Origin of the sequence: Pseudomonas sp. MBLB4123 (assembly GCF_051904775.1) — a bacterium.
Classification (GTDB): domain Bacteria; phylum Pseudomonadota; class Gammaproteobacteria; order Pseudomonadales; family Pseudomonadaceae; genus Aquipseudomonas; species Aquipseudomonas benzenivorans_B.
Map to the genome: position 1 here is coordinate 4,085,704 of NZ_CP196711.1, position 24,057 is coordinate 4,109,760.

Annotated in this window: 24 protein-coding genes; 13 read left to right on the top strand and 11 right to left on the bottom strand. The window is 68.0% G+C overall.

All coding sequences use genetic code 11. The annotated features are described in order from the left end of the window. Positions 1-2 precede the first annotated feature (2 nt). The 3 genes from ACSX1C_RS18925 to ACSX1C_RS18935 all read right to left on the bottom strand — a co-directional run bounded on the left by ACSX1C_RS18925 (position 3) and on the right by ACSX1C_RS18935 (position 2,406). Positions 3-1,319, bottom strand: coding sequence for a bifunctional DedA family/phosphatase PAP2 family protein (locus ACSX1C_RS18925; protein WP_439887405.1), 1,317 nt, complete (start codon positions 1,317-1,319; stop codon positions 3-5). Beyond that, entirely contained in the window at positions 1,316-2,032 is a 717-nt protein-coding gene (locus ACSX1C_RS18930; RefSeq protein WP_439887406.1) for a DNA-3-methyladenine glycosylase, read from the bottom strand. The genes ACSX1C_RS18925 and ACSX1C_RS18930 overlap by 4 nt, the downstream gene beginning before the upstream one ends. 101 nt (positions 2,033-2,133) lie before the next feature. Continuing rightward, complete coding sequence (locus tag ACSX1C_RS18935; RefSeq protein ID WP_439887407.1) at positions 2,134-2,406, bottom strand: hypothetical protein; 273 nt, start codon at positions 2,404-2,406, stop codon at positions 2,134-2,136. A 234-nt stretch (positions 2,407-2,640) separates the two neighbouring features. Here ACSX1C_RS18935 and ACSX1C_RS18940 point away from each other — a divergent pair, with 234 nt between their 5' ends. From ACSX1C_RS18940 to lipB, 11 genes are all read left to right on the top strand, one after another. Beyond that, a complete protein-coding gene (locus ACSX1C_RS18940) occupies positions 2,641-3,909 on the top strand; it encodes a glutamate-5-semialdehyde dehydrogenase (protein ID WP_439887408.1) in 1,269 nt (422 codons plus the stop codon). Then, a complete protein-coding gene (gene nadD / locus ACSX1C_RS18945; protein WP_318643641.1) occupies positions 3,902-4,576 on the top strand; it encodes a nicotinate-nucleotide adenylyltransferase in 675 nt (224 codons plus the stop codon). Before ACSX1C_RS18940 ends, nadD begins: the two co-directional genes overlap by 8 nt. 37 nt (positions 4,577-4,613) lie before the next feature. Beyond that, entirely contained in the window at positions 4,614-4,973 is a 360-nt protein-coding gene (rsfS, locus tag ACSX1C_RS18950; RefSeq protein ID WP_318646370.1) for a ribosome silencing factor, read from the top strand. A 12-nt stretch (positions 4,974-4,985) separates the two neighbouring features. Further along, positions 4,986-5,453 carry a 23S rRNA (pseudouridine(1915)-N(3))-methyltransferase RlmH gene (rlmH, locus tag ACSX1C_RS18955; protein WP_318643640.1) on the top strand — a complete coding sequence of 156 codons (468 nt, stop codon included), beginning with the start codon at positions 4,986-4,988 and terminating at the stop codon, positions 5,451-5,453. A gap of 13 nt (positions 5,454-5,466) precedes the next feature. Further along, complete coding sequence (gene mrdA, locus ACSX1C_RS18960) at positions 5,467-7,356, top strand: penicillin-binding protein 2 (protein WP_439887409.1); 1,890 nt, start codon at positions 5,467-5,469, stop codon at positions 7,354-7,356. 38 nt (positions 7,357-7,394) lie between these two features. After that, a complete protein-coding gene (rodA, locus tag ACSX1C_RS18965) occupies positions 7,395-8,498 on the top strand; it encodes a rod shape-determining protein RodA (RefSeq protein WP_318646369.1) in 1,104 nt (367 codons plus the stop codon). Positions 8,499-8,515: 17 nt separating this feature from the next. After that, positions 8,516-9,526, top strand: a complete 1,011-nt coding sequence (mltB, locus tag ACSX1C_RS18970; protein WP_318643638.1) for a lytic murein transglycosylase B — start codon at positions 8,516-8,518, stop codon at positions 9,524-9,526. Further along, positions 9,523-10,542 (top strand): septal ring lytic transglycosylase RlpA family protein, encoded by a 1,020-nt coding sequence (locus ACSX1C_RS18975; protein ID WP_439887410.1) that lies wholly within the window; start codon positions 9,523-9,525, stop codon positions 10,540-10,542. Before mltB ends, ACSX1C_RS18975 begins: the two co-directional genes overlap by 4 nt. Positions 10,543-10,660: 118 nt before the next feature. Next, positions 10,661-11,821 (top strand): D-alanyl-D-alanine carboxypeptidase family protein, encoded by a 1,161-nt coding sequence (locus tag ACSX1C_RS18980; RefSeq protein ID WP_318643636.1) that lies wholly within the window; start codon positions 10,661-10,663, stop codon positions 11,819-11,821. Positions 11,822-11,857: 36 nt separating this feature from the next. Further along, positions 11,858-12,136: a DUF493 domain-containing protein gene (locus tag ACSX1C_RS18985; RefSeq protein ID WP_439887411.1), complete on the top strand. Its 279-nt coding sequence runs from the start codon at positions 11,858-11,860 to the stop codon at positions 12,134-12,136. After that, the gene (gene lipB, locus ACSX1C_RS18990; protein WP_439887412.1) at positions 12,136-12,759 is read left to right on the top strand and encodes a lipoyl(octanoyl) transferase LipB; all 624 of its coding nucleotides are present in this window, start codon (positions 12,136-12,138) and stop codon (positions 12,757-12,759) included. Before ACSX1C_RS18985 ends, lipB begins: the two co-directional genes overlap by 1 nt. A 40-nt stretch (positions 12,760-12,799) precedes the next feature. Here the strand turns inward: lipB and lipA are convergent, their stop codons facing one another. The 6 genes from lipA to leuS form a co-directional block, all read right to left on the bottom strand. Further along, positions 12,800-13,852, bottom strand: coding sequence for a lipoyl synthase (lipA, locus tag ACSX1C_RS18995; protein WP_439887413.1), 1,053 nt, complete (start codon positions 13,850-13,852; stop codon positions 12,800-12,802). A 200-nt stretch (positions 13,853-14,052) separates the two neighbouring features. After that, the gene (locus ACSX1C_RS19000; protein WP_439887414.1) at positions 14,053-15,330 is read right to left on the bottom strand and encodes a lytic murein transglycosylase; all 1,278 of its coding nucleotides are present in this window, start codon (positions 15,328-15,330) and stop codon (positions 14,053-14,055) included. Between the two features lie 72 nt (positions 15,331-15,402). Beyond that, entirely contained in the window at positions 15,403-15,561 is a 159-nt protein-coding gene (gene arfA / locus ACSX1C_RS19005; protein ID WP_439887415.1) for an alternative ribosome rescue factor ArfA, read from the bottom strand. A gap of 96 nt (positions 15,562-15,657) precedes the next feature. Beyond that, positions 15,658-16,704, bottom strand: coding sequence for a DNA polymerase III subunit delta (holA, locus tag ACSX1C_RS19010; protein WP_439887416.1), 1,047 nt, complete (start codon positions 16,702-16,704; stop codon positions 15,658-15,660). Positions 16,705-16,746: 42 nt separating this feature from the next. After that, positions 16,747-17,355 carry an LPS-assembly lipoprotein LptE gene (locus tag ACSX1C_RS19015; protein WP_318643629.1) on the bottom strand — a complete coding sequence of 203 codons (609 nt, stop codon included), beginning with the start codon at positions 17,353-17,355 and terminating at the stop codon, positions 16,747-16,749. A 58-nt stretch (positions 17,356-17,413) separates the two neighbouring features. Further along, positions 17,414-20,074, bottom strand: a complete 2,661-nt coding sequence (gene leuS / locus ACSX1C_RS19020; RefSeq protein ID WP_439887417.1) for a leucine--tRNA ligase — start codon at positions 20,072-20,074, stop codon at positions 17,414-17,416. Between the two features lie 199 nt (positions 20,075-20,273). On the opposite strand from leuS, the gene ACSX1C_RS19025 reads away from it, so the two are divergent. Together ACSX1C_RS19025 and ACSX1C_RS19030 are read left to right on the top strand one after the other, a co-directional pair. Next, a complete protein-coding gene (locus ACSX1C_RS19025) occupies positions 20,274-20,726 on the top strand; it encodes a hypothetical protein (RefSeq protein ID WP_439887418.1) in 453 nt (150 codons plus the stop codon). A gap of 91 nt (positions 20,727-20,817) precedes the next feature. Continuing rightward, positions 20,818-21,597 carry a YdcF family protein gene (locus ACSX1C_RS19030; protein ID WP_439887419.1) on the top strand — a complete coding sequence of 260 codons (780 nt, stop codon included), beginning with the start codon at positions 20,818-20,820 and terminating at the stop codon, positions 21,595-21,597. A 4-nt stretch (positions 21,598-21,601) separates the two neighbouring features. Here ACSX1C_RS19030 and lnt read toward each other — a convergent pair whose 3' ends face one another. Together lnt and ACSX1C_RS19040 are read right to left on the bottom strand one after the other, a co-directional pair. Beyond that, positions 21,602-23,122 carry an apolipoprotein N-acyltransferase gene (lnt, locus tag ACSX1C_RS19035; protein ID WP_439887420.1) on the bottom strand — a complete coding sequence of 507 codons (1,521 nt, stop codon included), beginning with the start codon at positions 23,120-23,122 and terminating at the stop codon, positions 21,602-21,604. Between the two features lie 90 nt (positions 23,123-23,212). Then, a complete protein-coding gene (locus ACSX1C_RS19040) occupies positions 23,213-24,052 on the bottom strand; it encodes an HlyC/CorC family transporter (RefSeq protein ID WP_439887421.1) in 840 nt (279 codons plus the stop codon). Positions 24,053-24,057: the final 5 nt, after the last annotated feature.

A 24,057-nucleotide genomic window follows, 5' to 3' on the forward strand; every position in this document is an offset into this window, starting at 1 on the left:
ACTCAATAGCGGTACTGCAGCAGGCCCTCCGACAGGTGCCAGGTGGCGACGGTGCCGAGCAGCGCCAGGCAGGCCGGCAGCACCAGCCACCAGACCTGGGCCGGCAGCGCCGCCAACGGCCTGCGCCATTCCGCCAGGCCCAGGGTCAGGCCGCAGATGCCGGCGGCCAACAGGGCGCCGGCGATGATGTCGCTCGGCCAATGCACCCCCAGGTAGACCCGCGACAGGGCGATCGCCACCGCCGGCAGGCCGGCCAGCAGCAGCCAGCTCAGGCGCAGGCGCGCCGGCTGGCCGCGGCCGGCGAGAATGCCGAGCAGCAGGAAGAAGGCGAACGCCGCCGAGCTGTGGCCGCTGGGGAAGCTGAAACTGTCCAGCGGCTCGAGCAGCACCTCGGGGCGCTGGCGGGCGAACAGGCTCTTCAGTGCGGCATTGGCCAGCGCCGTGGCGAGCAGGGCGCTGCCGACGAGCAGGGTCGGGCGCCACTGCCGGGTCAGCAGGAGCAGCAGGCAGAGCAGCAGGCCGGCGGCCAACTGGGTGGTGAAGTCGCCGAGGCGGGTGACCAGCACCATCAGTCCGTCGAGGCTGCCGCTGCGCTGCTCCTGCAGCAGGGCCAGCAGACCCTGGTCGAGTGAGCCCAGGTGCGGCCAGCCGAGAATCACCCCGAGCAGCAGTGTCAGGCTCAGGCCGGCGGCGACCAGGCTGCTGTGGCCATAGCCGCGCAGGCTGCAGTGGGCGCTGACGACCAGCAGCAGCCCCAGCCCGCCGGCGAGCATCAGGGTCTGGGGCCAGAAGCCCGGTGGCAGTGGCAGGCGCAAGGCCGCGCCGGTGGCCCAGCCAGGCAGCAGGTAGGCCACCGCCCAGCCGGCGGCGGCGACCAGGCTCACCGCGGCGAAGCGTCCGGCCGGCATGTTGAACATGCCGGCCACCATCGGCAGCATCGGTCGCAGCGGACCGATGAAGCGGCCGACCAGCAGGCTGGCGACGCCGTAGCGCTGGAAGTAGTTCTCCGCGCCGGCCAGCCATTGCGGGTGCTGGCGCAGCCCCGGCAGGCGCCGGATGTCCTGGTGGAAATAGCGCCCCGCGGCATAGGACAGGGCATCGCCGAGCAATCCGCCGCAGAAGGCCAGGGCCAGGGTCTGCCAGAGGCCCAGGGCGCCGTTGCCGGCCAGCACCGCGACGGCGAACAGCAGCACGGTGCCGGGCACTATGATCCCGGCGATCGCCAGGCACTCGATGCAGGCGATCAGGAACACCGCCAGCCCCAGCCACTGCGGATGACCCGCGAGCCAGGCGGTCAGGTTGTCGAGCCACGCCATCATGCCGGCACCTGGGCGCCGTCGAGCAGGCTGTAGTCGCGGCCTTCGACCTGGCCGCGACGCAGCGGGTTGCGCGTGCAGCAGCGGGCGAAGGCCGCATCGACGAAGCGGTAGGGCAAGTGTTCGTCACGGCCGGCAGGGATGCCCAGGCGGGTGGTCTGGATGATCCGCTCGGGGCGCGCGCCGACGTCTTCGACGAACAGGCGGCGCGGGTCGAAGCGCCGGGCGTCCCAGTCCGGCACCTTCAGGCCCAGCGCCCGGCACAGCAGGGTCTGGCCGGCGCACAGGCGCTCGGCCGGGCGCGGCCGGCCCTGGGCGTCCGGGTTGTTGGCCTGCATCCGCGCCAGACTGGCGGCGCCGGAGTGGTTGTCCAGCCAGGGGCGGGCGGACTTGATCAGCACGGCATTGCCCGGTCCCTGGGCGCTGAAGTTCAGCGAGTCGCCGCCGCGGGCGTAGTACATATAGATGTGGCCGCCATCGGCGAACAGGGCGCGACGCTTGTGGGTGTAGCCGAGCGAGGCGTGGCTGCCCTTCTCTGCGCAGTAGTAGGCCTCGGTCTCGATGATCTGCGCGCTCAGCCAGAGTTCGCCGATGCGGTGGCGGATCACCTTGCCGAGCAGTTCGCGGGCCAGCGTCAGGGCGTCGCGGTCGAAGAAGGCGTCGCCCAGGGGGCGGGCGTCGGTCCAGGGCAGGTCGGGATGGCTGTGGTCGGGCATGGCGTGTCGGCAGGTCCGCAGAAAGCAAATGCCCGACATGATAATGAGTAAGTCCGCCGCGTGGTGCGGCGAATGCGTGGAACGGTCCCCTGTGCCTGGGCTCAGGTCACTGCGCGCAGCAGCACTTCTTCGACCGCATCGGCGCGGGCAAACAGGGGTTCGCCGGTCAACTCGCTGATCAGTCGGAGGTGCTGGTCCAGCTCCTTGCTGACCGACTCCATCCTGGCGATCATCCGCGAGCCGGCTCCGCGTATGCTGGGGTCGGTGCTGCGCAGCAGGTCGAACGACAGCGAGGTCATCGCCGCGGTCATGTGGGTCAGGCTGCGTGAGGTGAGCGTGAGCAGCTCGGTGAGTTGCTGTTCCTTATGGTTCATGTCGGTCTTCCTTGGCCGGTATGCGGAGATCGGGGTCGCGCCCCGGGCGGGTACGATCGCGCATGGCGATATGCTATCACGCGCGTGCGGGTGTCTGGCAAGTGACCGGCCCGCGGCGCCGGGCCGCCCGCCGGGTGTCGAGCGATCCGCATGCCATCTGCCCAGCGCCGCTGTGCGCGGGGCGGCGGCGCCGCTATAATCAGCGGCTTTCCCTACTGCCAGGCTCCCGAGACCATGACAGAGTCCGTGCTCGACTATATGACCCGTCTGGGCCGCGCGGCCCGCGAAGCCTCGCGGATCGTCGCCCGCGCCAGCACCGCGCAGAAGAACCGCGCCCTGTTGGCGGCGGCCGAGGCGCTGGATGCCGCCCGCGGCGAACTGGCCGAGGCCAACGACCAAGACCTCGCCGCCGGCCGTGCCAATGGCCTGGACGCGGCGCTGCTGGATCGCCTGGCGCTGACCCCGGCGCGCATCGACGGCATGATCGAGGGCCTGCGGCAGATCGCCGGCCTGGCCGATCCGGTCGGCGCGATCCGCGACATGAGCTACCGCCCGTCGGGTATCCAGGTCGGCAAGATGCGCGTGCCCCTGGGGGTGATCGGCATCATCTACGAGTCGCGGCCCAACGTGACCATCGATGCCGCCAGCCTGTGCCTGAAGTCCGGCAACGCCACCATCCTGCGCGGCGGCTCCGAGGCGATCCACTCCAACCGCGCCATTGCCGCCTGCATCCAGCGCGGCCTGGCCGCCGCCGAACTGCCGGCCGCCGCCGTGCAGGTAGTGGAGACCACCGACCGCGCCGCGGTCGGCGCGCTGATCGCCATGCCGGAGTTCGTCGACGTGATAGTGCCGCGCGGCGGCAAGGGCCTGATCGAACGCGTCAGCCAGGATGCCCGGGTGCCGGTGATCAAGCACCTGGACGGCATCTGTCACGTGTATGTCGATGCACTGGCCGACCTGGCCAAGGCGCAGCAGGTCGCCTTCAACGCCAAGACCTACCGTTACGGCATCTGCGGGGCCATGGAGACCCTGCTGGTGGACCAGGCGGTGGCTGCGGCCTTCCTGCCGGGCATGGCGCAGATGTTCGCCGAGAAGGGCGTCGAGTTGCGTGGCTGCGAACGCACCCGGGCGCTGATCGAGGCCAAGGCGGCGACCGAGGAGGACTGGAGCACCGAGTACCTGGCGGCGATCCTCTCGGTCCGCGTGGTCGACGGCCTGGATGCGGCCATCGTGCACATCAACCGCTACGGCTCGCACCACACTGACAGCATCGTCACCGAACACCAGGGCCATGCCCGGCGCTTCCTTGCCGAGGTCGACTCCAGCTCGGTGATGCTCAACACCCCGACCTGCTTCGCCGACGGCTTCGAGTACGGCCTGGGCGCGGAGATCGGCATCTCCACCGACAAGCTGCACGCCCGCGGCCCGGTCGGCCTGGAGGGCCTGACCTGCGAGAAGTATGTGGTGATCGGCGACGGTCAGCTGCGCGGGCAGAATGCCTAAGCGAGGCGACGCCCGGCGTAGCGACGCCCGACGCATCGGCATCTTCGGCGGCACCTTCGATCCGGTGCATATCGGCCATCTGCGCAGCGCCCTGGAAGTGGCGCAGTTCATGGCCCTCGACGAGTTGCGTCTGGTGCCCAGCGCGCGGCCGCCGCATCGCGATGCGCCGCAGGTGAGGGCCCATGATCGCCTGGCCATGGTCGAACTGGCCGTGGCCGGCCTGGCGCCGCTGCGGGTGGACGACCGCGAGCTGGCTCGCGACAAGCCGTCCTACAGCATCGACACCCTGGAGTCGCTGCGTGCCGAGTTGGCGACGGACGACCAGCTGTTCCTGCTGTTGGGTTGGGATGCCTTCTGCGGGCTGCCCAGCTGGCACCGCTGGAACGAACTGCTGGAGCACTGTCATATCCTGGTGCTGCAACGACCGGATGCCGACAGCGAGCCGCCGGAAGCGCTGCGCAACCTGATGGCGGCGCGCAGCCTCAACGACCCCTTGGCCCTGAGTGGGCCGGGTGGGCAGATTTCCTTCATCTGGCAGACCCCCCTGGCGGTGTCGGCCACGCAGATCCGCGCCTTGTTGGCGCGCGGCGAGTCGGCGCGCTACCTGGTGCCCGACTCGGTACTGACCTATATCCACGCGCACGGACTGTACCGTGCGGCGAACTGAACACGAGGCAGATGAGTTACCTATGAGCACCCAAGCAATGCGCAGCGACGAGCTGGTCAAACTGGCGATCGCCGCCCTGGAAGACATCAAGGCGCAGGACATCACCACCATCGATGTACGCGATAAGACCAGCATCACCGACTTCATGGTGATCGCCAGCGGTACCTCCAGCCGCCACGTCAAGTCGCTGGTCGACAACGTGCTGGAGAAGGTCAAGGAGCAGGGCGTGCGTCCGCTCGGCAGCGAAGGCCTGGACAGCGGCGAGTGGGCGCTGCTCGACCTGGGCGACATCGTCGTTCACGTGATGCTGCCGACCGCCCGCCAGTTCTACGACCTCGAGCGTCTGTGGCAGGGGGCCGAGCAGAGCCGCGCGCAGCACGGCACGGACCACGAATAAGGACCGCCCGCGGTGCGCATCAAGTTGATCGCCGTCGGCTCGCGCATGCCGCGCTGGGTGGAGGAGGGCTGGCAGGAGTACGCCAAGCGCATGCCCGCCGAGCTGGCCCTGGAACTGGTGGAGATCCCCCTGACCACCCGCGGCAAGAATGCCGACGTGGCGCGGATGATCCGCCAGGAGGGCGAAGCCATGCTGGCCAAGGTGCAGCCCGGGGAACGCATCGTCACCCTGGAAGTCCAAGGGCGGCCGTGGAGCACCGAGCAGCTGGCCGCCGAGCTGGACAAATGGCGCCTGGATGCGCGCAGCGTCAACCTCATGGTCGGCGGCCCGGAAGGCCTGGCGCCGGAGGTGCAGGCGCGCAGCGAGCAGCGCTGGTCGCTGTCGCCGCTGACCCTGCCGCATCCGCTGGTGCGCATCCTCATCGGCGAACAGATCTACCGAGCCTGGACAGTGCTGTCCGGTCACCCCTACCACAAGTAGTCAGCAGTCGCCGATGCCGCAGCCGATCCGCCTCAAGGACCACGAAAAAGACGCGCGCCTGATCCGTGCGCGTGCGCTGGTCGGTGCTCTGGTGGTGCTGTTGCTCACCGCGGTGCTGGTGGTTCGTCTCTACTACCTGCAGGTGGTGCAGTACGAGTACCACTCGACCCTGTCGGAAAACAACCGGGTGCACGTGCAGCCGATCCCGCCCAGCCGCGGGCTGATCTTCGATCGCAACGGGGTGATCATCGCCGACAACCGGCCGAGCTTCAGCCTGACCCTGACCCGCGAGCGGGCCGGGGACTGGGAGCAGGTGCTGGACGTCATAGTCGAGGTGCTGGAGCTGGGCACGGACGAGCGGGCGCTGTTCGAGAAGCGCGTGCGCCAGGGACGGCGGCCGTTCGAGCCGGTGCCGGTGCTGTTCGAGCTCACCGAGGAGCAGATCGCCCGCGTCGCCATCAACCAGTTCCGCCTGCCCGGGGTCGAGGTGGTCGCCCGTCTGGTGCGCCACTACCCGCTGGGCGAGCACTTCGCCCATTCGGTGGGCTATGTCGGGCGGATCAACGAGAAGGAGCTCAAGGAGCTCGATCCGGTGGCGTACAGCGGCACCCACCATATCGGCAAGACCGGCATCGAGCGCTTCTACGAGGCGCAGCTGCATGGCGAGGTGGGTTACGAGGAGGTCGAGACCAACGCCCGCGGCCGGGTGCTGCGGGTACTCAAGCGCACCGACCCGCTGCCTGGCAAGGACATCGTGCTGACCCTCGATGCGCGCCTGCAGCGGGCCGCCGAGGAGGCCCTGGGCGGTCGCCGCGGCGCCATCGTGGCGATCCAGCCGGCCACCGGCGAGGTGCTGGCCATGGTCAGTCAGCCGAGCTTCGACCCCAATCCCTTCGTCACCGGCATCGGCTTTCAGGCCTATGCCGACCTGCGCGACTCCATCGACCGGCCGCTGTACAACCGGGTGCTGCGCGGTCTCTACCCGCCGGGCTCGACCATCAAGCCGATGGTGGCGGTGGCCGGTCTGGATGCCGGGGTGGTGACGCCGACCAGCCGGGTGTTCGACCCGGGCTTCTATCAGCTGCCGGGGCACAGCCACAAGTACCGCAACTGGAACCGCAGCGGCGATGGCTGGGTGAGTCTGGAACTGGCCATCGCCCGTTCCAACGACACCTACTTCTACGACCTGGCGCACAAGATGGGCATCGACCGCATGCACGACTACATGACCCGCTTCGGCCTGGGCCAGCGGGTGGCCCTGGACATGTTCGAGGAGACCGCCGGGCTGATGCCGTCGCGCGACTGGAAGCGCGCGCGCTATCGCCAGCCCTGGTACCCGGGGGAGACCCTGATCCTCGGCATCGGCCAGGGCTACATGCAGACCACGCCGCTGCAGCTGGCCCAGGCCGTGACCCTGATGGCCAACCGCGGCAAGTGGATTCGCCCGCACCTGGCCAAGAGCATCGAGGGGCGGCCGCCGGTCGACGACGAGCCCATGGCGGACATCGTGCTGCGCGATCCCAAGGCCTGGGACTATGCGCGCTTCGGCATGGAGCAGGTGATGCACGGGGCCCGCGGTACCGCGCGCAAGGTCGGCGACAGCGCCGTCTACCGCATCGCCGGCAAGAGCGGCACGGCCCAGGTGGTGGCCATCAAGCAGGGCGAGAAGTACGACCGCAACAAGGTGGCCGAGCGCCACCGCGACCACGCCCTGTTCGTCGCCTTCGCCCCGGCGGAGAGCCCGCAGATCGCCGTGGCGGTGATGGTGGAGAACGGCGAGTCCGGCTCCGGGGTGGCGGCACCCGTGGTCAAGCAGGTGATGGACGCCTGGCTGCTGGATGAAGACGGCCAGCTCAAGGCCGAATATGCGCCGCCGCTGAGTGCGGAGGCCGGCCAGCGATGAACAGCAGCTTCGACCGCACCCTGTCCAGCGAAGACGTGCTGCGCCGCCGTGCCAGCCTGCTGCAGCGCCTGCACATCGACGGCATCCTGCTGTTGCTGTTGCTGACCCTGGCGGCCGGCAGCCTGTTCATCCTCTACTCGGCCAGTGGCAAGAACCTGGATCTGCTGATCAAGCAGGCCAGCTCCTTCGGCATCGGCCTGGTCGGCATGCTGATCATCGCCCAGTTCGAGCCGCGCTTCATGGCGCGCTGGGTGCCGCTGGCCTATGTCGGCGGCGTCGGCCTGCTGGTGGCGGTGGATGTCATGGGCCACAACGCCATGGGCGCCACGCGCTGGATCAACATCCCCGGGGTGATCCGTTTCCAGCCCTCGGAGTTCATGAAGATCATCATGCCGGCGACCATCGCCTGGTACCTGTCCACGCGCAGCCTGCCGCCGAGTCTCAAGCACATCGCCATCAGCCTGGCGCTGATCGGCGTGCCCTTCGTGCTGATCCTGCTGCAGCCGGACCTGGGCACCTCGCTGCTGGTGATCGCCTCGGGGGCCTTCGTGCTGTTCATGGCCGGCCTGCAATGGCGCTGGATCATCGGCGCGGCGGCGGCGCTGGTGCCCATCGCGGTGGGCATGTGGTTCTTCGTGTTGCGCGAGTATCAGAAGCAGCGGGTGCTGACCTTTCTCAACCCGGAGAGCGATCCCTTGGGCAGCGGCTGGAACATCATCCAGTCGAAGGCGGCGATAGGTTCGGGGGGCGTGCTGGGCAAGGGCTGGCTGCTCGGCACCCAGTCGCACCTGGACTTTTTGCCGGAAAGCCATACGGACTTTATCATTGCCGTGCTCGCCGAGGAGTTCGGCCTGGTCGGCGTCTGCCTGCTGCTGCTGCTCTACCTGCTGTTGATCGCCCGTGGCCTGGTGATTACCGTGCAAGCGCAGACGCTCTTCGGTAAGCTCCTCGCCGGGGCTTTGACCATGACCTTCTTCGTCTATGTATTCGTCAATATCGGCATGGTCAGCGGGCTGCTGCCGGTGGTGGGGGTGCCACTGCCGTTCATCAGCTACGGCGGCACCTCGTTGATCACGCTGCTATCGGGATTTGGGATTTTGATGTCGATCCACACCCACCGTAAGTGGATTGCACAGGTTTGATTGGGGGCAGTATTTCAATGCACAGATTGCGCGGCTGGGCTGCACGGCACGCCCCCTGGCTAGGATTGGCCGGGGTTTTCGGACTCGCTCAGCCGGCGCTCGGCGCCGCTTACGAGGGCTCGCCGCAGGTGGCCGAGTTCGTCGCCGAGATGACCCGCGACTACGGCTTCGCCGACGAGCAGCTGCATCAGCTGTTCGCCCAGGTCGAGCGCAAGCAGGCGATCATCGACGCCATCTCGCGCCCGGCGGAGAAGGTCAAGCCCTGGAGTGCCTACCGGCCGATCTTCATCACCGAGGCCCGCATCACCCGCGGCGTCGAGTTCTGGAAGCAGCACCAGGCGACCCTGGAGCGGGCCGAGCAGGAATACGGCGTGCCGGCTCAGGTGATAGTCGCGATCATCGGCGTGGAAACCTTCTACGGCGGCAATACCGGCGGTTACCGGGTGGCCGACGCCCTGTCGACCCTGGCCTTCGACTACCCGCCGCGGGCGCCCTTCTTCCGCAAGGAATTGCGCGAGTTCCTCATGCTGGCGCGCGAAGAGCAGGTCGACCCGCTCAGCGTCACCGGCTCCTATGCCGGTGCCATGGGCCTGCCGCAGTTCATGCCGAGCAGCTTCCGCGCCTACGCGGTGGATTTCGACGGCGACGGCAAGATCAATATCTGGAGCAATCCGGTGGATGCCATCGGCAGCGTCGCCAGCTACTTCAAGCGCCACGGCTGGCAGCCCGGCGGGGCGGTGGCGAGCCGCGCCAGCGTCACCGGGGCACAGGCCGAGCAGGGCCTCAGCCCGGGGCTCGACCCCGTGCACAAGGTCGGTGAGTTGCGCGCGCTCGGCTGGTCCAGCGCCGACGCCCTGGACGACGCGCTGGCGGTGACCGCCTTCCGCCTGGAGGGCGCCGAGGGCGCCGAGTACTGGCTGGGCCTGCCGAACTTCTTCGTCATCACCCGCTACAACCGCAGCGTCATGTATGCCATGGCGGTGAACCAGTTGGCCGAACTGCTGGTCGATGCGCGGGGGGCGCAATGATGCCGACATTGCCACTGAGGATCGCCGCCTATGGCGCCCTGGCGCTGCTGCTGGCGAGCTGTTCGAGCACCCGCGCGCCGCAACCGGTGGCACCGGTAAAGGCGGGCGGGGCGATTTCCGGGCCCGGCGACTACAACCGTCCGCACAAGGACGGCGCGCCCTGGTGGGACGTCGACGTCTCGCGCATTCAGGACGCGGTGCCGATGCCCCACTATGGCCCGGTCAAGGCCAGCCCCTATACGGTGTTCGGCAAGCAGTACTATCCGATCAGCGATGCCCGTCGCTACACCGCCGTGGGCACGGCCTCCTGGTACGGCACCAAGTTCCACGGCCAGGCCACGGCCAACGGCGAGGCCTACGACCTGTACGGCATGACCGCCGCGCACAAGACCCTGCCGCTGCCCAGCTACGTGCGCGTCACCAACCTGGATAACCAGCGCAGCGTGATACTGCGGGTCAACGACCGCGGGCCGTTCTATTCCGACCGCATCATCGACCTGTCCTTCGCCGCGGCGAAGAAGCTCGGCTATGCCGAAAGCGGCACGGCCCGGGTCAAGGTCGAGGGTATCGACCCCCACGAGTGGTGGGCGCAGCAGGGGCGGCCGGTGCCGCTGGTGCTCGCCGCGCCGCAGCAGGCGGCCAAGCCGCAGGTGATCGCCCAGCCAGTTGCGCAGCCGGTGGCCGAGCCGCTGGAGCAGTATTCGCCACCGCCGCAGCAGCACGCCGCGGCGGTTCTGCCGGTGCAGATCGACGCAAAAAAAAACGCTTCAGTCGGAGCCTCTGGCCTGTATCTCCAGGTGGCCGCCTTCGCCAATCCGGACGCTGCGGAGCTGCTCAAGGCCAAGCTGAGCGATACCGTGGCTGCTCCGGTGTTCATCAGCTCAGTGGTGCACAACCAGCAGATTCTGCACCGCGTGCGCCTGGGGCCGATCGCCAGTCGGGGCGAGGCTGAGCAGCTGCAGGACAGCGTGCGCCTGGCCAACCTCGGCCAGCCGCGGTTGGTCAAGGCGGATTGATGCGGCACTAATCGGCCGGACACCTGACTAAGCACTGAACCGCCGTCGGCCCTTGGCCGGCGGCTTCGACAATTTGCCCTCCCGGGCCTGTTCCACCCCTAGCCACCTCGAGAGACGGATGAATACCACCAGCTTTGCCCAACGCCTTTTCCTGTCCCTTCTGCTGCTCATCGCACCGGCCACCTGGGCCAGCCAGATGGTGATCCCGGCGCCGCCGCAGCTGGCCGCCAAGTCCTATGTGCTGATGGATGCCGCCAGCGGCAACGTGCTGATCGAGCAGAACGCCGACGAGCGCCTGCCGCCGGCCAGCCTGACCAAGCTGATGACCGCCTACCTGGCGACCCTGGACATCAACCGCGGCCAGATCAAGGGCAGCGACCTGGTGCGCATCAGCGAGAAGGCCTGGCGCATGGGGGGCTCGAAGATGTTCATCGAGGTCGGCAACGAGGTCGCGGTCGACGACCTGCTGCGCGGCATCATCATCCAGTCCGGCAACGACGCCAGCGTGGCCATCGCCGAACACATCGCCGGCAGCGAAGAAGCCTTCGCCGACATGATGAACGCCACCGCCGAGCGCCTGGGCATGGCCAACAGCCAGTTCCGCAACGCCACCGGCTGGCCGGACCCGGAGCACTACTCCTCGGCCAAGGACATGGCCAAGCTGGCCCGGGCGATCATCTACGAGGATCCCCAGCACTATGCGATCTATGCGCAGAAGGAGTTCCTCTGGAACGGCATCAAGCAGCCCAACCGCAACCTGCTGCTGTGGCGCGACAAGACCGTCGACGGCCTGAAGACCGGGCACACCGAGGAAGCCGGCTACTGCCTGGTGTCCTCCGCGGTGCGCGACGGCATGCGCCTGATCTCCGTGGTGTTCGGCACCAACAGCGAACAGGCCCGCGCCGCCGAGACCCAGAAGCTGCTGACCTACGGCTTCCGCTTCTTCGAGACCCGCACCTTCTACCAGAAGGGCGCCGAACTGGCCCAGGCCCAGGTGTGGAAGGGCACCGCTCGTCAGCTCAAGGCCGGCCTGGCCGACGACCTGACCCTGACCCTGCCCAAGGGCCAGCTGGACAAGCTGCAGGCCGGCATGACCCTCAATCCGCAGCTGATGGCGCCCATCGAGCAGGGCCAGGTGATCGGCAAGGTCGAGGTCAAGCTGGGCGAGGAGGTGGTGCACAGCGCCGACCTGGTGGCCCTGGAGTCCGTGGAGGAGGGTGGCCTCTTCCGGCGTCTGTGGGATAGCATTCGCCTGTTCTTCTATGGACTGTTCAACTGATTTCGCCCATGGACGGGCCACAAGCCCGCTGACCCTATGACCGATACCGACGTACAAGCCCCGAAAATCGAATTTCCCTGCGAGCGCTACCCGATCAAGGTGATCGGCGATGCCGGCGAGGGTTTCGCCGACCTGGTGCTGGAGGTGGTGCAGCGCCATGCCCCCGACCTCGACGCCTCGACCCTGGTGGTGCGCGACAGCCGCAACGGCCGTTTCCTCTCGGTGCAGGTGCTGATCACCGCCACCAGCGTCGACCAGCTGCAAGCCATCCATGTCGACCTGCGCGCCACCGGCCGCGTGCACATGGTGCTCTAGTGTCCGAGCTCGTCGTGCGCCGTCTCGGCGTCGTGGATTATCTGCCGACCCTGGAAGCGATGCGCCGGCTCACGGCCGAGCGCGACGAGTCGACGCCCGACGAAATCTGGTTGCTGCAGCATCCGAAGGTGTTCACCCAGGGCCAGGCCGGCAAGGCCGAGCATCTGCTGGCGCCGGGCGATATTCCGGTGATTCAGGTCGAGCGCGGCGGGCAGGTGACCTACCACGGCCCGGGCCAGCTGGTGGCCTATCTGATGCTGGACCTGCGCCGCCTGAACCTGGGCGTGCGCGAGCTGGTGACGGCGATGGAGCAGAGCCTGGTGGATGTGCTGGCCGGCTACGGTATCGAGGCCTCCCCCAAGGCCGATGCGCCGGGCGTCTACGTCAAGGGCGAGAAGATCGCCTCGTTGGGGCTGCGGGTCAGCCGCGGCTGTTCGTTCCACGGCCTGGCGCTCAACGTGGACATGGACATGTCGCCCTTCTGGCGGATCAACCCCTGCGGCTATGCGGGGCTGAAAATGGTGCAGTTGCGGGACCTGCTCGACGCGCCGCCGGCGTTCGACGAGGTGGCGCAGCGTCTCGAGCAGGCGCTACGCCGGCGCCTGGGTTACGCGACCCCGTAGCCCGGATCAGCCGAAGGCGTAATCCGGGGAGGGCAGGCGACTAGTTCAGGTTGAGTGCCGGAATGAGGCTCGGGTCGCTCTCCTGGCCCGGCACCGGAACCGGTGCGGCCAGGCCCAGGTTGTTCTTCTCGAAGACCTTGTCGGCCCGGTAGCTGGAGCGCACCAGCGGGCCGGCAGCCACTTCCATGAAGCCCTTTTCCAGGCCGATGTCGCGGAACCTATTGAACTCTTCCGGGCTGACCCAGCGCTTGACCGGCAGGTGGTTGCGGGTGGGCTGCAGGTACTGGCCGAGGGTGAGGATGTCCACGCCGATGGCGCGCAGGTCGTCCATGGTCTCGACGACTTCCTCGTCGGTCTCGCCCAGGCCCAGCATCAGGCTGGTCTTGGTCAGCACGTCCGGGCGGTGGCGCTTGGCATGCGCCAGCACGTGCAGGGTCTTCTCGTAGCCGGCACGGGGGTCGCGCACCACATGGGTCAGACGCTTGACCGTCTCGACGTTCTGCGCGAACACCTGCAGGCCGGAGTCCACCACCCGCTCGATGGCCGGCAGGTCGCCGTCGAAGTCGGGGGTCAGGGCTTCCACCACCACCTGCGGCGTATTCGCCTTGATGGCGCGCACGCAGGCGGCGTAGTGAGCGGCGCCGCCATCGTCCAGATCGTCGCGATCCACCGAGGTCAGCACTATATAGCGCAGCGCCATCAGCTCGACCGACTTGGCGGTGTTCTGCGGTTCTTCCAGGTCCAGCCAGCCGTTCGGGTTGCCGGTGTCCACCGCGCAGAAGCGGCAGGCGCGGGTGCATACCGAGCCCATCAGCATGATGGTGGCGGTGCCGTTGGACCAGCACTCGCCCATGTTCGGGCAGTGCGACTCCTGGCACACGGTGCTCAGGCGGTGCTCGCCGACATTGCGCTTGACCGCCTCGAAGCGGCTGCCGCCGGGCGCCTTGACCCGCAGCCACTTGGGCTTGGGTTCGAAGACCTGGGGTTCGGCCGAGGCACGGCGCTTCTGGCCATCCTTGATCGCGGTGATGCCCTGAACGGTGCGGAATTTGTCGCCGCTGGCAACGGGTTTGGGCGAGGACGTGTCTGACATCGGAAATCTGGACTCCGGTAGAGGCTCCATTGGCGAGAGGCTTGTGGCCGCCGCGCAGTCTACCACAGAAGGTGTTTTCCCGAGCCGGCGGCCGTCTGCCGGTCGCTCGGTCCCTTGCGCCGCTGCTGTCCGGCCGATCCTGGGCCCCGCGCGCAACGAAAAAGGCGACCCTAGGGTCGCCTCATGATTCGCCTGGCGGTTCAGCGCTTGCGCAGTTGCTGCAGCAGCTCATAGCTCGGGTAGCCGTCGGCCGGCTGACCGAGGCGTTGCTGGAAGGCGCGTACGGCTTTGCGCGTGTTGGCGCCGATGATGCCGTCCGCCGGCCCCGGCTCGAAGCCGTTCTGGGTCAGCAGCGCCTGCAGCTCGACACGTTCGCTGCGGCCCAGTTGGCGGTCGGAACGCGGCCAGGCGGCTTGCACGCCAGGCTGACCGTCGAGGGCATCCGAGAGCAGGCCGATGGCCAGGGCGTAGGCCGTGGAGTTGTTGTACTTGAGGATGCTGCGGAAGTTGTTGAGCAGCAGGAACGCGGGGCCCCGGTGGCCGGCGGGCAGCAGCAGGCTGGCCATGTTGTCTTCCCGGGCGTCTACCGGGTTGACCGGTTCGATGCCCAGCGCTCGCCATTGCGCCAGGCTGAGGCGCACCTCCGGGTCGGCCAGGGCGTAATCGAAGGGCGACGGCAGGCGCACCTCGAAGCCCCAGGGCTGGCCATTGTCCCAGCCCGAGTCGTGCAGGTAGTTGGCGGCAGAGGCCAGTGCATCGGGGGCCGAGCGCCACAGGTCGCGGCGGCCGTCGCCGTCGAAGTCCACCGCGTACAGGTTGAAGGTGGTCGGCATGAACTGGGTCTGCCCCATGGCTCCGGCCCAGGAGCCAATCAACTGCTGCGTCGTGCTGTCGCCGGCCTGCAGGATCTGCAAGGCTGCCAGCAACTGGCTGCGCCAGAACACCTGACGGCGGCCGTCGTAGGCCAGGGTCGCCAGCGAGCGGATCACGTTGTTGCTGCCGATGTTGCTGCCGAAGTTGCTTTCCATGCCCCAGATGGCGATCAGCACTTCGTGGTCGACGGCGTAGGCGCTGCGAATGGCCTTGAGGGTCGGCCGGTGCTGGGCCTTGAGCAAGCGGCCCTGGGCCACGCGCGCGGTAGAGAGGGCGCCATCGATGTAGTCCCAGATCGGGCGGCTGAACTCGGGCTGGTTGTTGTCGGCGGCGATGACCTTGGGGTCGAGGGTGACACCGGCAAAGGCCCGGTCGAACAGCCCGGCATCGATGCCGGCGGCTATGGCGTCGCTGCGCAGCAGGCTGCGCCACTCGTCGAAACTGAGCAGCGGGGCGGCGATGGCCGCGGTCGGACTCGTGGTGGTGACTGCCGTTGCCGGAGCGGACGCCAGGGGCTGCGCGGGGGCCTCGGCGCAGGCCGTCAGCAACAGAAGCAGGCAGGCCGTGGCGGTATGACTCAGGCCACGAAGAAGCAGGTAGGGCATGGTGGTCTCGGGGCGTTTTGCAGGCCGTTACCTTAGCATGAATGGGCCGGCATGCGGGCTGTGGCGGGCCTTTCAGGCGGCCACAAAGAACGAAGCCTCCCAGTTTGTCTGGGAGGCTTCGCGGCGGTAACTGCCTTTGCCCTTGCGCGGTTTTTCCTGGCGGCAGCGAAACAGCGGCTGGGCGATCAGGGACTTGGCCCGGTTCGGGCCATGGGGTCTTTTCTTGCTCATGGCGTGGCCTCGTGCGGCGCCCGCCGGTTGCGGGCTGGCCGATGATGGCGGCTGGGGGCGGGGAAGTCCAGCGCCAGGCCGAACCTTGTAGCCGGCTTAGCGGTCGGGCTCGTCGGCGAGGCCCAGGCGCTGGCCGCAGAGGGTGAGGGTCAGCAGGCTCAGGCCGCTCCAGGGATCGCCGGCGGCCTGGCCCTTGATCTGCGCGTCGATGCGCTGGGCGACCTGCAGCAACTGTCCCCAGCGCGCCGCCGAGTGGCGTTGCAAGGCCTTGCTCACCAGGGGGCGGCGCTTGTCCCAGACCGGTGGGCGCGCCGCGCTGAACGCCTTGTCCAAGGGCATGCCCTGGGCGTATTGCTGGGCGATGGTGGCGAGCAGGCGGATCTCCCGGGCCAGGGCCCAGAGAATCACCGGCGGCTCGACCCCTTCGCCGCGCAGGCCCTCGAGCATGCGCAGGGCGTGGGCGGCTTCGCCAGCCAGCGCCGCATCGATCAGGCCGAACACGTCGTAGCGGGCACTGTCGGCCACGGCGGCGAGCACGGTGTCGGCGTCGACCTGGCCACCTTCGGCGAGCAGCTTGAGTTTCTCGATCTCCTGGGCGGCGGCCAGCAGGTTGCCTTCCACCCGCGCGGCGATCATCTCCACCGCCTCCTGGCTGGCGCTCAGGCCGGCCTGGGCCAGGCGCTGGCGAATCCATTGCGGCAGCTGGGCGGCATCGACCGGCCAGATCTGCAGGTACTGGGTCTGGGCGCCGTCGATCAGGGCCTTGGCCCACTTGGTCTTCTGGGTGCTGCCGTCGAGCTTGGGCAGGCTGATCAGCAGCACGGTGTCGTCGGCCGGGCGGGCCAGGTATTCCAGCAGCGCGGCGGCGCCCTTGTCGCCGGGCTTGCCGTTGGGGATGCGCAGTTCCAGCAGGCGCTTTTCGGCGAACAGCGACAGGCTGGCGCCGGCCTGCAGCAGCTGGCCCCAGTCGAAATTGTTCTCGGCGTTGAACACCTGGCGCTCGCCGAAGCCCTGCTGGCGGGTCGCGGCGCGGATGGCGTCGCAGGCCTCCTGGCAGAGCAGGGCCTCATCGCCGCTGACCACGTAGATCGGGGCCAGGCTGCCTTGCAGGTGCTTGTTGAGTTGTGCGGGGTTGAGCTTCATCGGCAGGGGCGGGCGGGGCCATGGGCGGCCCCGCCGGGCGCATCAGGGGTAGCTTGGCAGCGATATGGGCGACTGCTGCGGCTGTGCGGCCTGGCGCTGACGGGCCGCCTCCAGTGCCTCGGCTTCGGCCTTGGCCTTGGCTTCGGCGGTCTGCTGCAGCTGGTCGAGCTGGTCCGGGCTGATCTGTTGCAGGCGCTGCACCAGCTGCTGCACCAGGTCGCGGCGCATCTCGTTGCGCAGTTGGCTGGCTTCCTGGCTGGAGCCGATCAGGTTGTTGCCGTCCTGCACATAGAAGCTCTGCGCCTCCAGGCTGTTGCTCAGCAGCAGCAGGTTGCGCGCGCCGCGGATCTCGTAGTCGAGGGTGGTGGTCAGCTCGTACTCGGCGCTGCGGGCGGCGCTGGTGTAGCTGGCGGCGCGCTGGCTCTCGCGTTCGTCGCTCAGCACCAGCTTATAGGGCGCGCCGGTGTAGACCCGCACCTGATTGCTTTCGAGGACCTGGCGCAGCTGCTTGAGGGTGTCGCCGTAGGCATTGCGCGCGCTGACGTCCAGCTCCTTGAGGGCGAACTGCACGTCGCCGGTGCCGCGCAGCTGGAAGCCGCAGGCGCCGAGCAGCAGGCTCAGGCCCATAACCAACAGATTCCGTTTCATCATCTTCGTATCCCCTTGTCGAGCGTGCCGGCGCGCCGCGTGACGGTCGCGCCGAGCCTAATCAGTTGGCGACTATGTTGACCAGCTTGCCGGGCACCACGATGACCTTGCGGATGGCGAGGCCTTCGGTGAAGCGCAGCACGTTCTCGTTGCCGCGGGCGGCGGCCTCGACCTCTTCGCGGCTGGCGCTGGCCGGCACCTCGATCTGGCCGCGCAGCTTGCCGTTGACCTGGACCACCAGGGTCAGGCTGTCCTGCACCAGGGCGGACTCGTCCAGCGCCGGCCAGCGGGCGTCGATGATCGCCTCGGCATGGCCGAGCCGCTGCCACAGTTCGTGGCAGATGTGCGGGGTGATCGGCGCCAGCAGCAGGGCCACGGTTTCCAGGCCCTCCTGGAGCAGGGCACGATCCAGGGCGCTGGCCTGCGGGGCCTTCTCCAGCACGTTCATCAGGGTCATCACCGCGGCGATGGCGGTGTTGAACTTGTGGTGCTGGCCGATATCGGTGCTGGCCTGCTTGATGGCCAGGTGGATGGCGCGACGGACGGCCTTCTGTTCGTCGTTCAGCGCATTCTTGTCCAGTGCCCCCGGCAGGCCCTGGCTGACATGGCCCTGGGCCAGGCGCCAGACGCGACGGAGGAAGCGGCTGCCGCCCTCGACGCCGGAATCGGACCATTCCAGGCTCATGTCCGGCGGCGAGGCGAACATCATGAACAGGCGGCAGGTGTCGGCGCCGTAGGCATCGATCATGGCCTGGGGGTCGACGCCGTTGTTCTTCGACTTGGACATCTTCTCGGTGCCGCCGATCTCCACCGGCAGGCCGTCGCTGGCCAGTTTGGCGGCGACGACCTTGCCCTTGGCATCGCGCTCGACGACGACGTCGGCCGGGTTGAACCAGTCCTTGCCGCCGTTATCGGCGAGGCGGTAGTAGGTGTCGGCCACCACCATGCCCTGGGTCAGCAGGTTCTTGAACGGCTCGTTGGAGCTCAGCAGGCCCTCGTCGCGCATCAGCTTGTGGAAGAAGCGCGCGTACAGCAGGTGCAGGATGGCGTGCTCGATGCCGCCGATGTACTGGTCCACCGGCAGCCAGTGGTTGGCCGCGGCCGGGTCGACCATGCCGCCGGTGTACTGGGGCGAGGCGTAGCGGGCGAAGTACCAGGAGCTTTCCACGAAGGTGTCCATGGTGTCGGTTTCGCGCTTGGCCGGCGCGCCGCACTTCGGGCAGCTGCATTCATAGAACTCGGGCATCTTGGCCAGCGGGCTGCCGCTGCCGTCCGGCACCACGTCTTCGGGTAGCACCACCGGCAGCTGGTCTTCCGGCACCGGTACGTCGCCGCAGCTGTCGCAGTGGATGATCGGGATAGGGCAGCCCCAGTAGCGCTGGCGGCTGATGCCCCAGTCGCGCAGGCGGAACTGGGTCTTGCGCGCGCCGTGGCCGCTGGCTTCGAGGTCGGCGACTATGGCGTCGAAGGCTTCTTCATAAGTTTTGTCGTCGTACTTACCGCTACTGATGGAAACCATCCAGTCTTCTTTGGATGCGTACCAATCCTGCCACTGGGTAGTGTCGACATATTCGTACTGATCAACAGGGCGTTCTACGTCACGGAGTTGATCTTTGATGTAAAGCTTTTTGTAGACCGGCTTAATTTCGAGGCCGTACTTATGGGCGAACTCGAAGTCGCGTTCGTCGTGGGCCGGCACCGCCATCACCGCGCCTTCGCCGTAGCCCCAGAGCACGTAGTTGGCGACCCACACCGGCAGCTTGTCGCCGGTCAGCGGGTGGATGACGTATTCGCCGGTGGCCATGCCCTTCTTCTCCATGGTGGCCATGTCGGCCTCGGCCACGGAGCCGGCCTTGCATTCGGCGATGAAGGCGGCGATCTGCGGGTTCTTCGCCGCGGCGCGCTGGGCCAGCGGGTGCTCGGCGGCCACCGCCACATAAGTGGCGCCCATCAGGGTGTCGGGGCGAGTGGAGTAGACCCGCAACTGGCCGGCTTCGCCGATGCTTTCGAGGTCGTAGTCGAAGACGATGTCGGCCCCGAAGCTCTTGCCGATCCAGTTGCGCTGCATGGTCTTGACCTGCTCCGGCCAGCCGTCCAGCTCGTCCAGGCTGCTCAAGAGTTCATCCGCGTAGGCGGTGATCTTGAAGTAGTACATGGGGATCTCGCGCTTCTCGATCAGCGCGCCCGAACGCCAGCCGCGGCCGTCGATGACCTGCTCGTTGGCCAGCACGGTCTGGTCCACCGGGTCCCAGTTGACGGTGCCGTTCTTGCGGTAGATCACACCCTTCTCGAACAGGCGGGTGAACAGCCACTGCTCCCAGCGGTAGTAGTCCGGCTTGCAGGTGGTGACTTCGCGGGACCAATCGATGGCCAGGCCCAGGCTCTTGAGCTGGGTCTTCATGTACTCGATGTTCTCGTAGGTCCACTTGGCCGGCGCGACCTTGTTCTTCATCGCGGCGTTTTCCGCCGGCATGCCGAAGGCGTCCCAGCCCATCGGCTGCAGCACGTTCTTGCCCTGCATGCGCTGGTAGCGGGCGATCACGTCGCCGATGGTGTAGTTGCGCACGTGGCCCATGTGCAGCTTGCCGCTGGGGTAGGGGAACATCGACAGGCAGTAGAAGGTGTCCTTGCCCGGCTGTTCACTCACTACAAAGGATTTCTGCGCGTCCCAGTGGGACTGCGCGGCGGCTTCGATCTCGCGTGGCTGATACTGTTCGTGCATGGCTACTGGCGCTGGGAAATGGGGCTTGCGGGAAACGCCGTAGCATACATGACCCCCCTCGGCTGAGGGAAACCCTGATTGCGCGGGCTGCCCGTCGCCCGGGGCAGGGGCCGCCGTTGGTCGCCGGGGACTGCCGGATGAAGGGTGGCCGCTAAGCTTGCTAGAGGGGCTGTTCGATCAAGCCTGCGCGAGGTGAAGGATGGGTGAGTTGCGAAGAGCGGATGCGCGCGGCAGTTTGTACGAGCGGCTGCTGCAGCGCCTCGCCTTGGCACTGGATGAGGCTGACAGCATGGGGCGGTTATCCGCCGAGACGCCGGGCGAGTTGGAGTTGCGCGGCCTTACCTCCGCCGAGCTGGAGTTGATTCGCGCCTACCTGGATCATGACCTGAACTGGCTGCGTGGCTGGCATGCGGCGGCGGAGGAGTTGGCGCAGATCGAGCAGTTGCCGGTACGGGCGGCCAAGTCGGAGCGGGCCCTGGAGCGGGCCGTCAGCCGGGCACTGGATACGACCCAAGTGCCTTTGAGTCAACCACTGCAGCTGTGCTGCGCGCTCTGCGGCATAGCGATCGATTGGCAGCCGGGGAGCGGAGTGCAGGCCTGCGCGGCCTGCGGTTCGCAGCTTTTTCGTTCGAGCAATGGCCACCGGCCATAGCTCTGTCGGTGTCTTGCCTGGGCGTGGTGGCTGATTCTGTCCGGGGGCGGGCGATGGCCTGTTAGGCTTGGCTCCCATTGGAGGGCGCCCGATGCCGATTCGCTACATGCTCAAACACCTGTTCATGCCGCCTGGCGGTTTGCTGCTCCTGCTGGTGCTCGGCTGGTGGCTGCGCAGGCGCATGCCACGCGTCGCCAGCTGCTGCTTCGTCCTCGCTGTCGGCGGTCTGTGGCTGATGAGCCTGCCGGTCACGGTGGAGTGGTCGGCGCGGTGGCTGGAGCGTGATCCGGCGCTGGCCGAGGCGCAATGGCCGATGCTGGCCCGGCGGGCCGAGGCGATAGTGGTGCTCGGTGGCGGTCGCGAGCGCGACGACCCGGCCTGGGGCGGCGATCAGCCCGCTTCGATGGCCCTGGAGCGGCTGCGCTACGCCGCACGCCTGACCAGGGCCACGGGCCTGCCGCTGCTGACCAGTGGCGGTTTGCACTATGGCCAGCCGCCCAGCGAGGCGGCCCTGGGGGCCGAGGTGCTGGCGCGGGATTTCGGTGTGGCGGTGCGTTGGCAGGAGGGGGCGAGTCGCACCACCTGGGAGAATGCCGCTCGGAGCGCCGAGCTGTTGGCGGCGGCGGGCATTACCCGGGTGCTGCTGGTGACCCAGGCCTGGCACATGCCCAGGGCGCGCTGGTGCTTCGAACAGCAGGGTCTGGAGGTGGTGGCGGCGCCGCTGGGGTTCTTCGGCGTGGCCAATGGCCGTCCCGCCGGCGGCTGGCTGCCGGAGGCCAAGGCCCTGTGGCAGAACACGCTGCTGCTCAACGAGGCGATCGGGCTGATCGCCTATCCCCTGTTCTATGGCCGGGAGGATGGCGCCGAATGACGGCCTAGACTGTGCGCGCCACTCGGCTGGCCAGCAGCGCCCAGCCCAGTAGCAGGGCGCAGAGCAGTGCCAGGGGCCAGGCGCGCCACTGCAGGTAGGGGGTCAGCTGCTGCATGGGCTGCACCTCGCCATAGAGCACGCCGCGTTCGAACTGTGGCAGCTGGGCGGTGATGCGCCCGAAGGGGTCGATCAGCACGGTCATGCCGTTGTTGGTGGCACGGATCATCCAGCGCCCCGCCTCGAGGGCACGCATCTGCGCCATCTGCAGGTGCTGCAGGGGGCCGATCGAGGTGCCGAACCAGGCGTCGTTGCTCACCGTCAGCAGCAGGTCGCTCTGGGCGGCCAGGCCCGCGGCGAATTCCGGATAGACCACCTCGTAGCAGATGTAGGTGGCGATGCGGTGGCCCCTGGCCTGCAGCAGCGGCTGCTCGGCGTCGCCGCGGGCGAAGTCCGACATCGGCAGGTCGAAGAAGGCGATCAGGCCGCGCAGCAGTTCCTGCAGCGGCACGTACTCGCCGAAGGGCACCAGTTTCTGCTTGAGGTAGTCGCCCGCGCCTTCGCCGACCACGCTGACCGCGTTGTAGTAGCGCGGCTCGCCGCGTTCGTTGGCCTGGCGGATCGGCACGCCGGTGATCAGCGCGGCGCCGCGCTCCCGGGCGAAGCGCGCCATCATCGCCAGATAACCGCTCGCCTGCTCCTTGAGCACCGGCACCGCGGTCTCCGGCCAGACGATCAGGTCGGTCGGCGCGGCGTTGAAGCTCAGGTCGCGGTACAGCACCAGCTGGGCGTTGAGCTGGGCCGGGTCCCACTTGAGGTTCTGCGGCACATTGCCCTGCATGGCGGCGACCTTGAGCGGTGCGCCGCTGGCTGTGGTCCAGGCGCGGTCCTTGAGCGCCAGGCCGGCGATCCAGGGGGTAGCCAGCAGCACCAGGCCGACGGCCAGGAAGGCCTTGCGGGCGCGTAGTCGGGACAGGTTGACCAGCAGGGCGGCGCAGAGCGCCAGGACGAAGGAGATCAGCCAGACGCCGCCGAGCGGAGCGAGTCCGGCCAGCGGCCCGTCGAGCTGGCTATAGCCGGCATAGAGCCAGGGAAAACCGGTGAGAAACCAGCCGCGAAAGGCCTCCTGGGCCAGCCACAGGGCGGCGAAGGCCAGGGCGTCGGCCAGCGGCGCCTCGACCCGGCGCAGCCAGCGCGCCCACAGCCAGGCGGCCAGGGCGAAGAACAGGCCGAGACCGGCGACGAAGCCCAGGGTCAGGAAGGCCGCCAGGGGCGGCGAGGCGGCGCCGTAGTCGTGGATGCTGACGTACACCCAGCTGGTGCCGGCGGCGAACAGGCCGAAGCCGTAGCACCAGCCGCGGCCGGCCGCCGGGCCTGGCTCGAGGTCGCGCAGGCCGAGGTAGAGCAGGGCGATGGACAGCAGCGCCAGCGGCCAGAGATCGAAGGGGGCCAGCGCCAGCGGGGTGAGGGCGCCGGCCGCCAGGGCCGCCAGGTTGCCCGGCCAGCCGGGGCGAGTGATCCAGTGCATCGGTACCGGTCCTTGGATGGAGGAGGCGCAAGAATAGAGTGGAACCCCGGCCGGGTGAAGGCCGGCCGGGGGGGGGCTGGGGCTGGCGCCTCAGCGTGCCAGGGGGGTCAGGCGCAGCAGGTGGATGCGCCGGCTGTCGGCATTGAGCACGCGGAAGCGGAACTCGCCGATCTCGGTCACCTCGTTGCGTTTGGGCAGGTGGCCGAAGGCGCTCATCACCAGGCCGCCGACGGTGTCGAACTCGTCGTCGGAGAACTGCGTCTCGAAGGCCTCGTTGAAGCTGTCGATCGGCGTCAGGGCCTTGACCAGGAAGTCGCCGGAGGGCAGCGGCTTGACGTAGCTGTCCTCCTCGACGTCGTGCTCGTCCTCGATGTCGCCGACTATCTGCTCGAGCACGTCCTCGATGGTCACCAGACCGGCGACGCCGCCGTACTCGTCGATCACCACGGCCATGTGGTTGTGGTTGGCGCGGAACTCGCGCAGCAGCACGTTGAGGCGCTTGGACTCGGGGACGAAGGTCGCCGGGCGCAGCAGGTCTTTGATGTTGAAGCCCGCCTGTTCCTCCTGCAGCAGGAGCGGCAGCAGGTCCTTGGCCAGGAGGATGCCGATCACGTCGTCGAGGCTTTCGCCGATCACCGGGTAGCGCGAGTGGGCGGCCTCGATGATCGACGGCAGGAACTCCCTGGGCGTCTGGCTGGACTTGATGCTGATCATCTGCGAACGCGGCACCATGATGTCGCGCACCTGCAGGTCGGCGACCTGGATGGCGCCCTCGACTATGGCCAACGCCTCGCTGTCGAGCAGCTTGTTCTCATGCGCCTCGCGCAGCACTTCCAGCAGTTCCTGACGGTTCTTCGGCTCTGGAGCAAAAGCCTGGGTCAGCTTGTTCAGCCAGGACTTCTGCTCGTTGCTCGATCGGTCTTCGCTCATGGGGG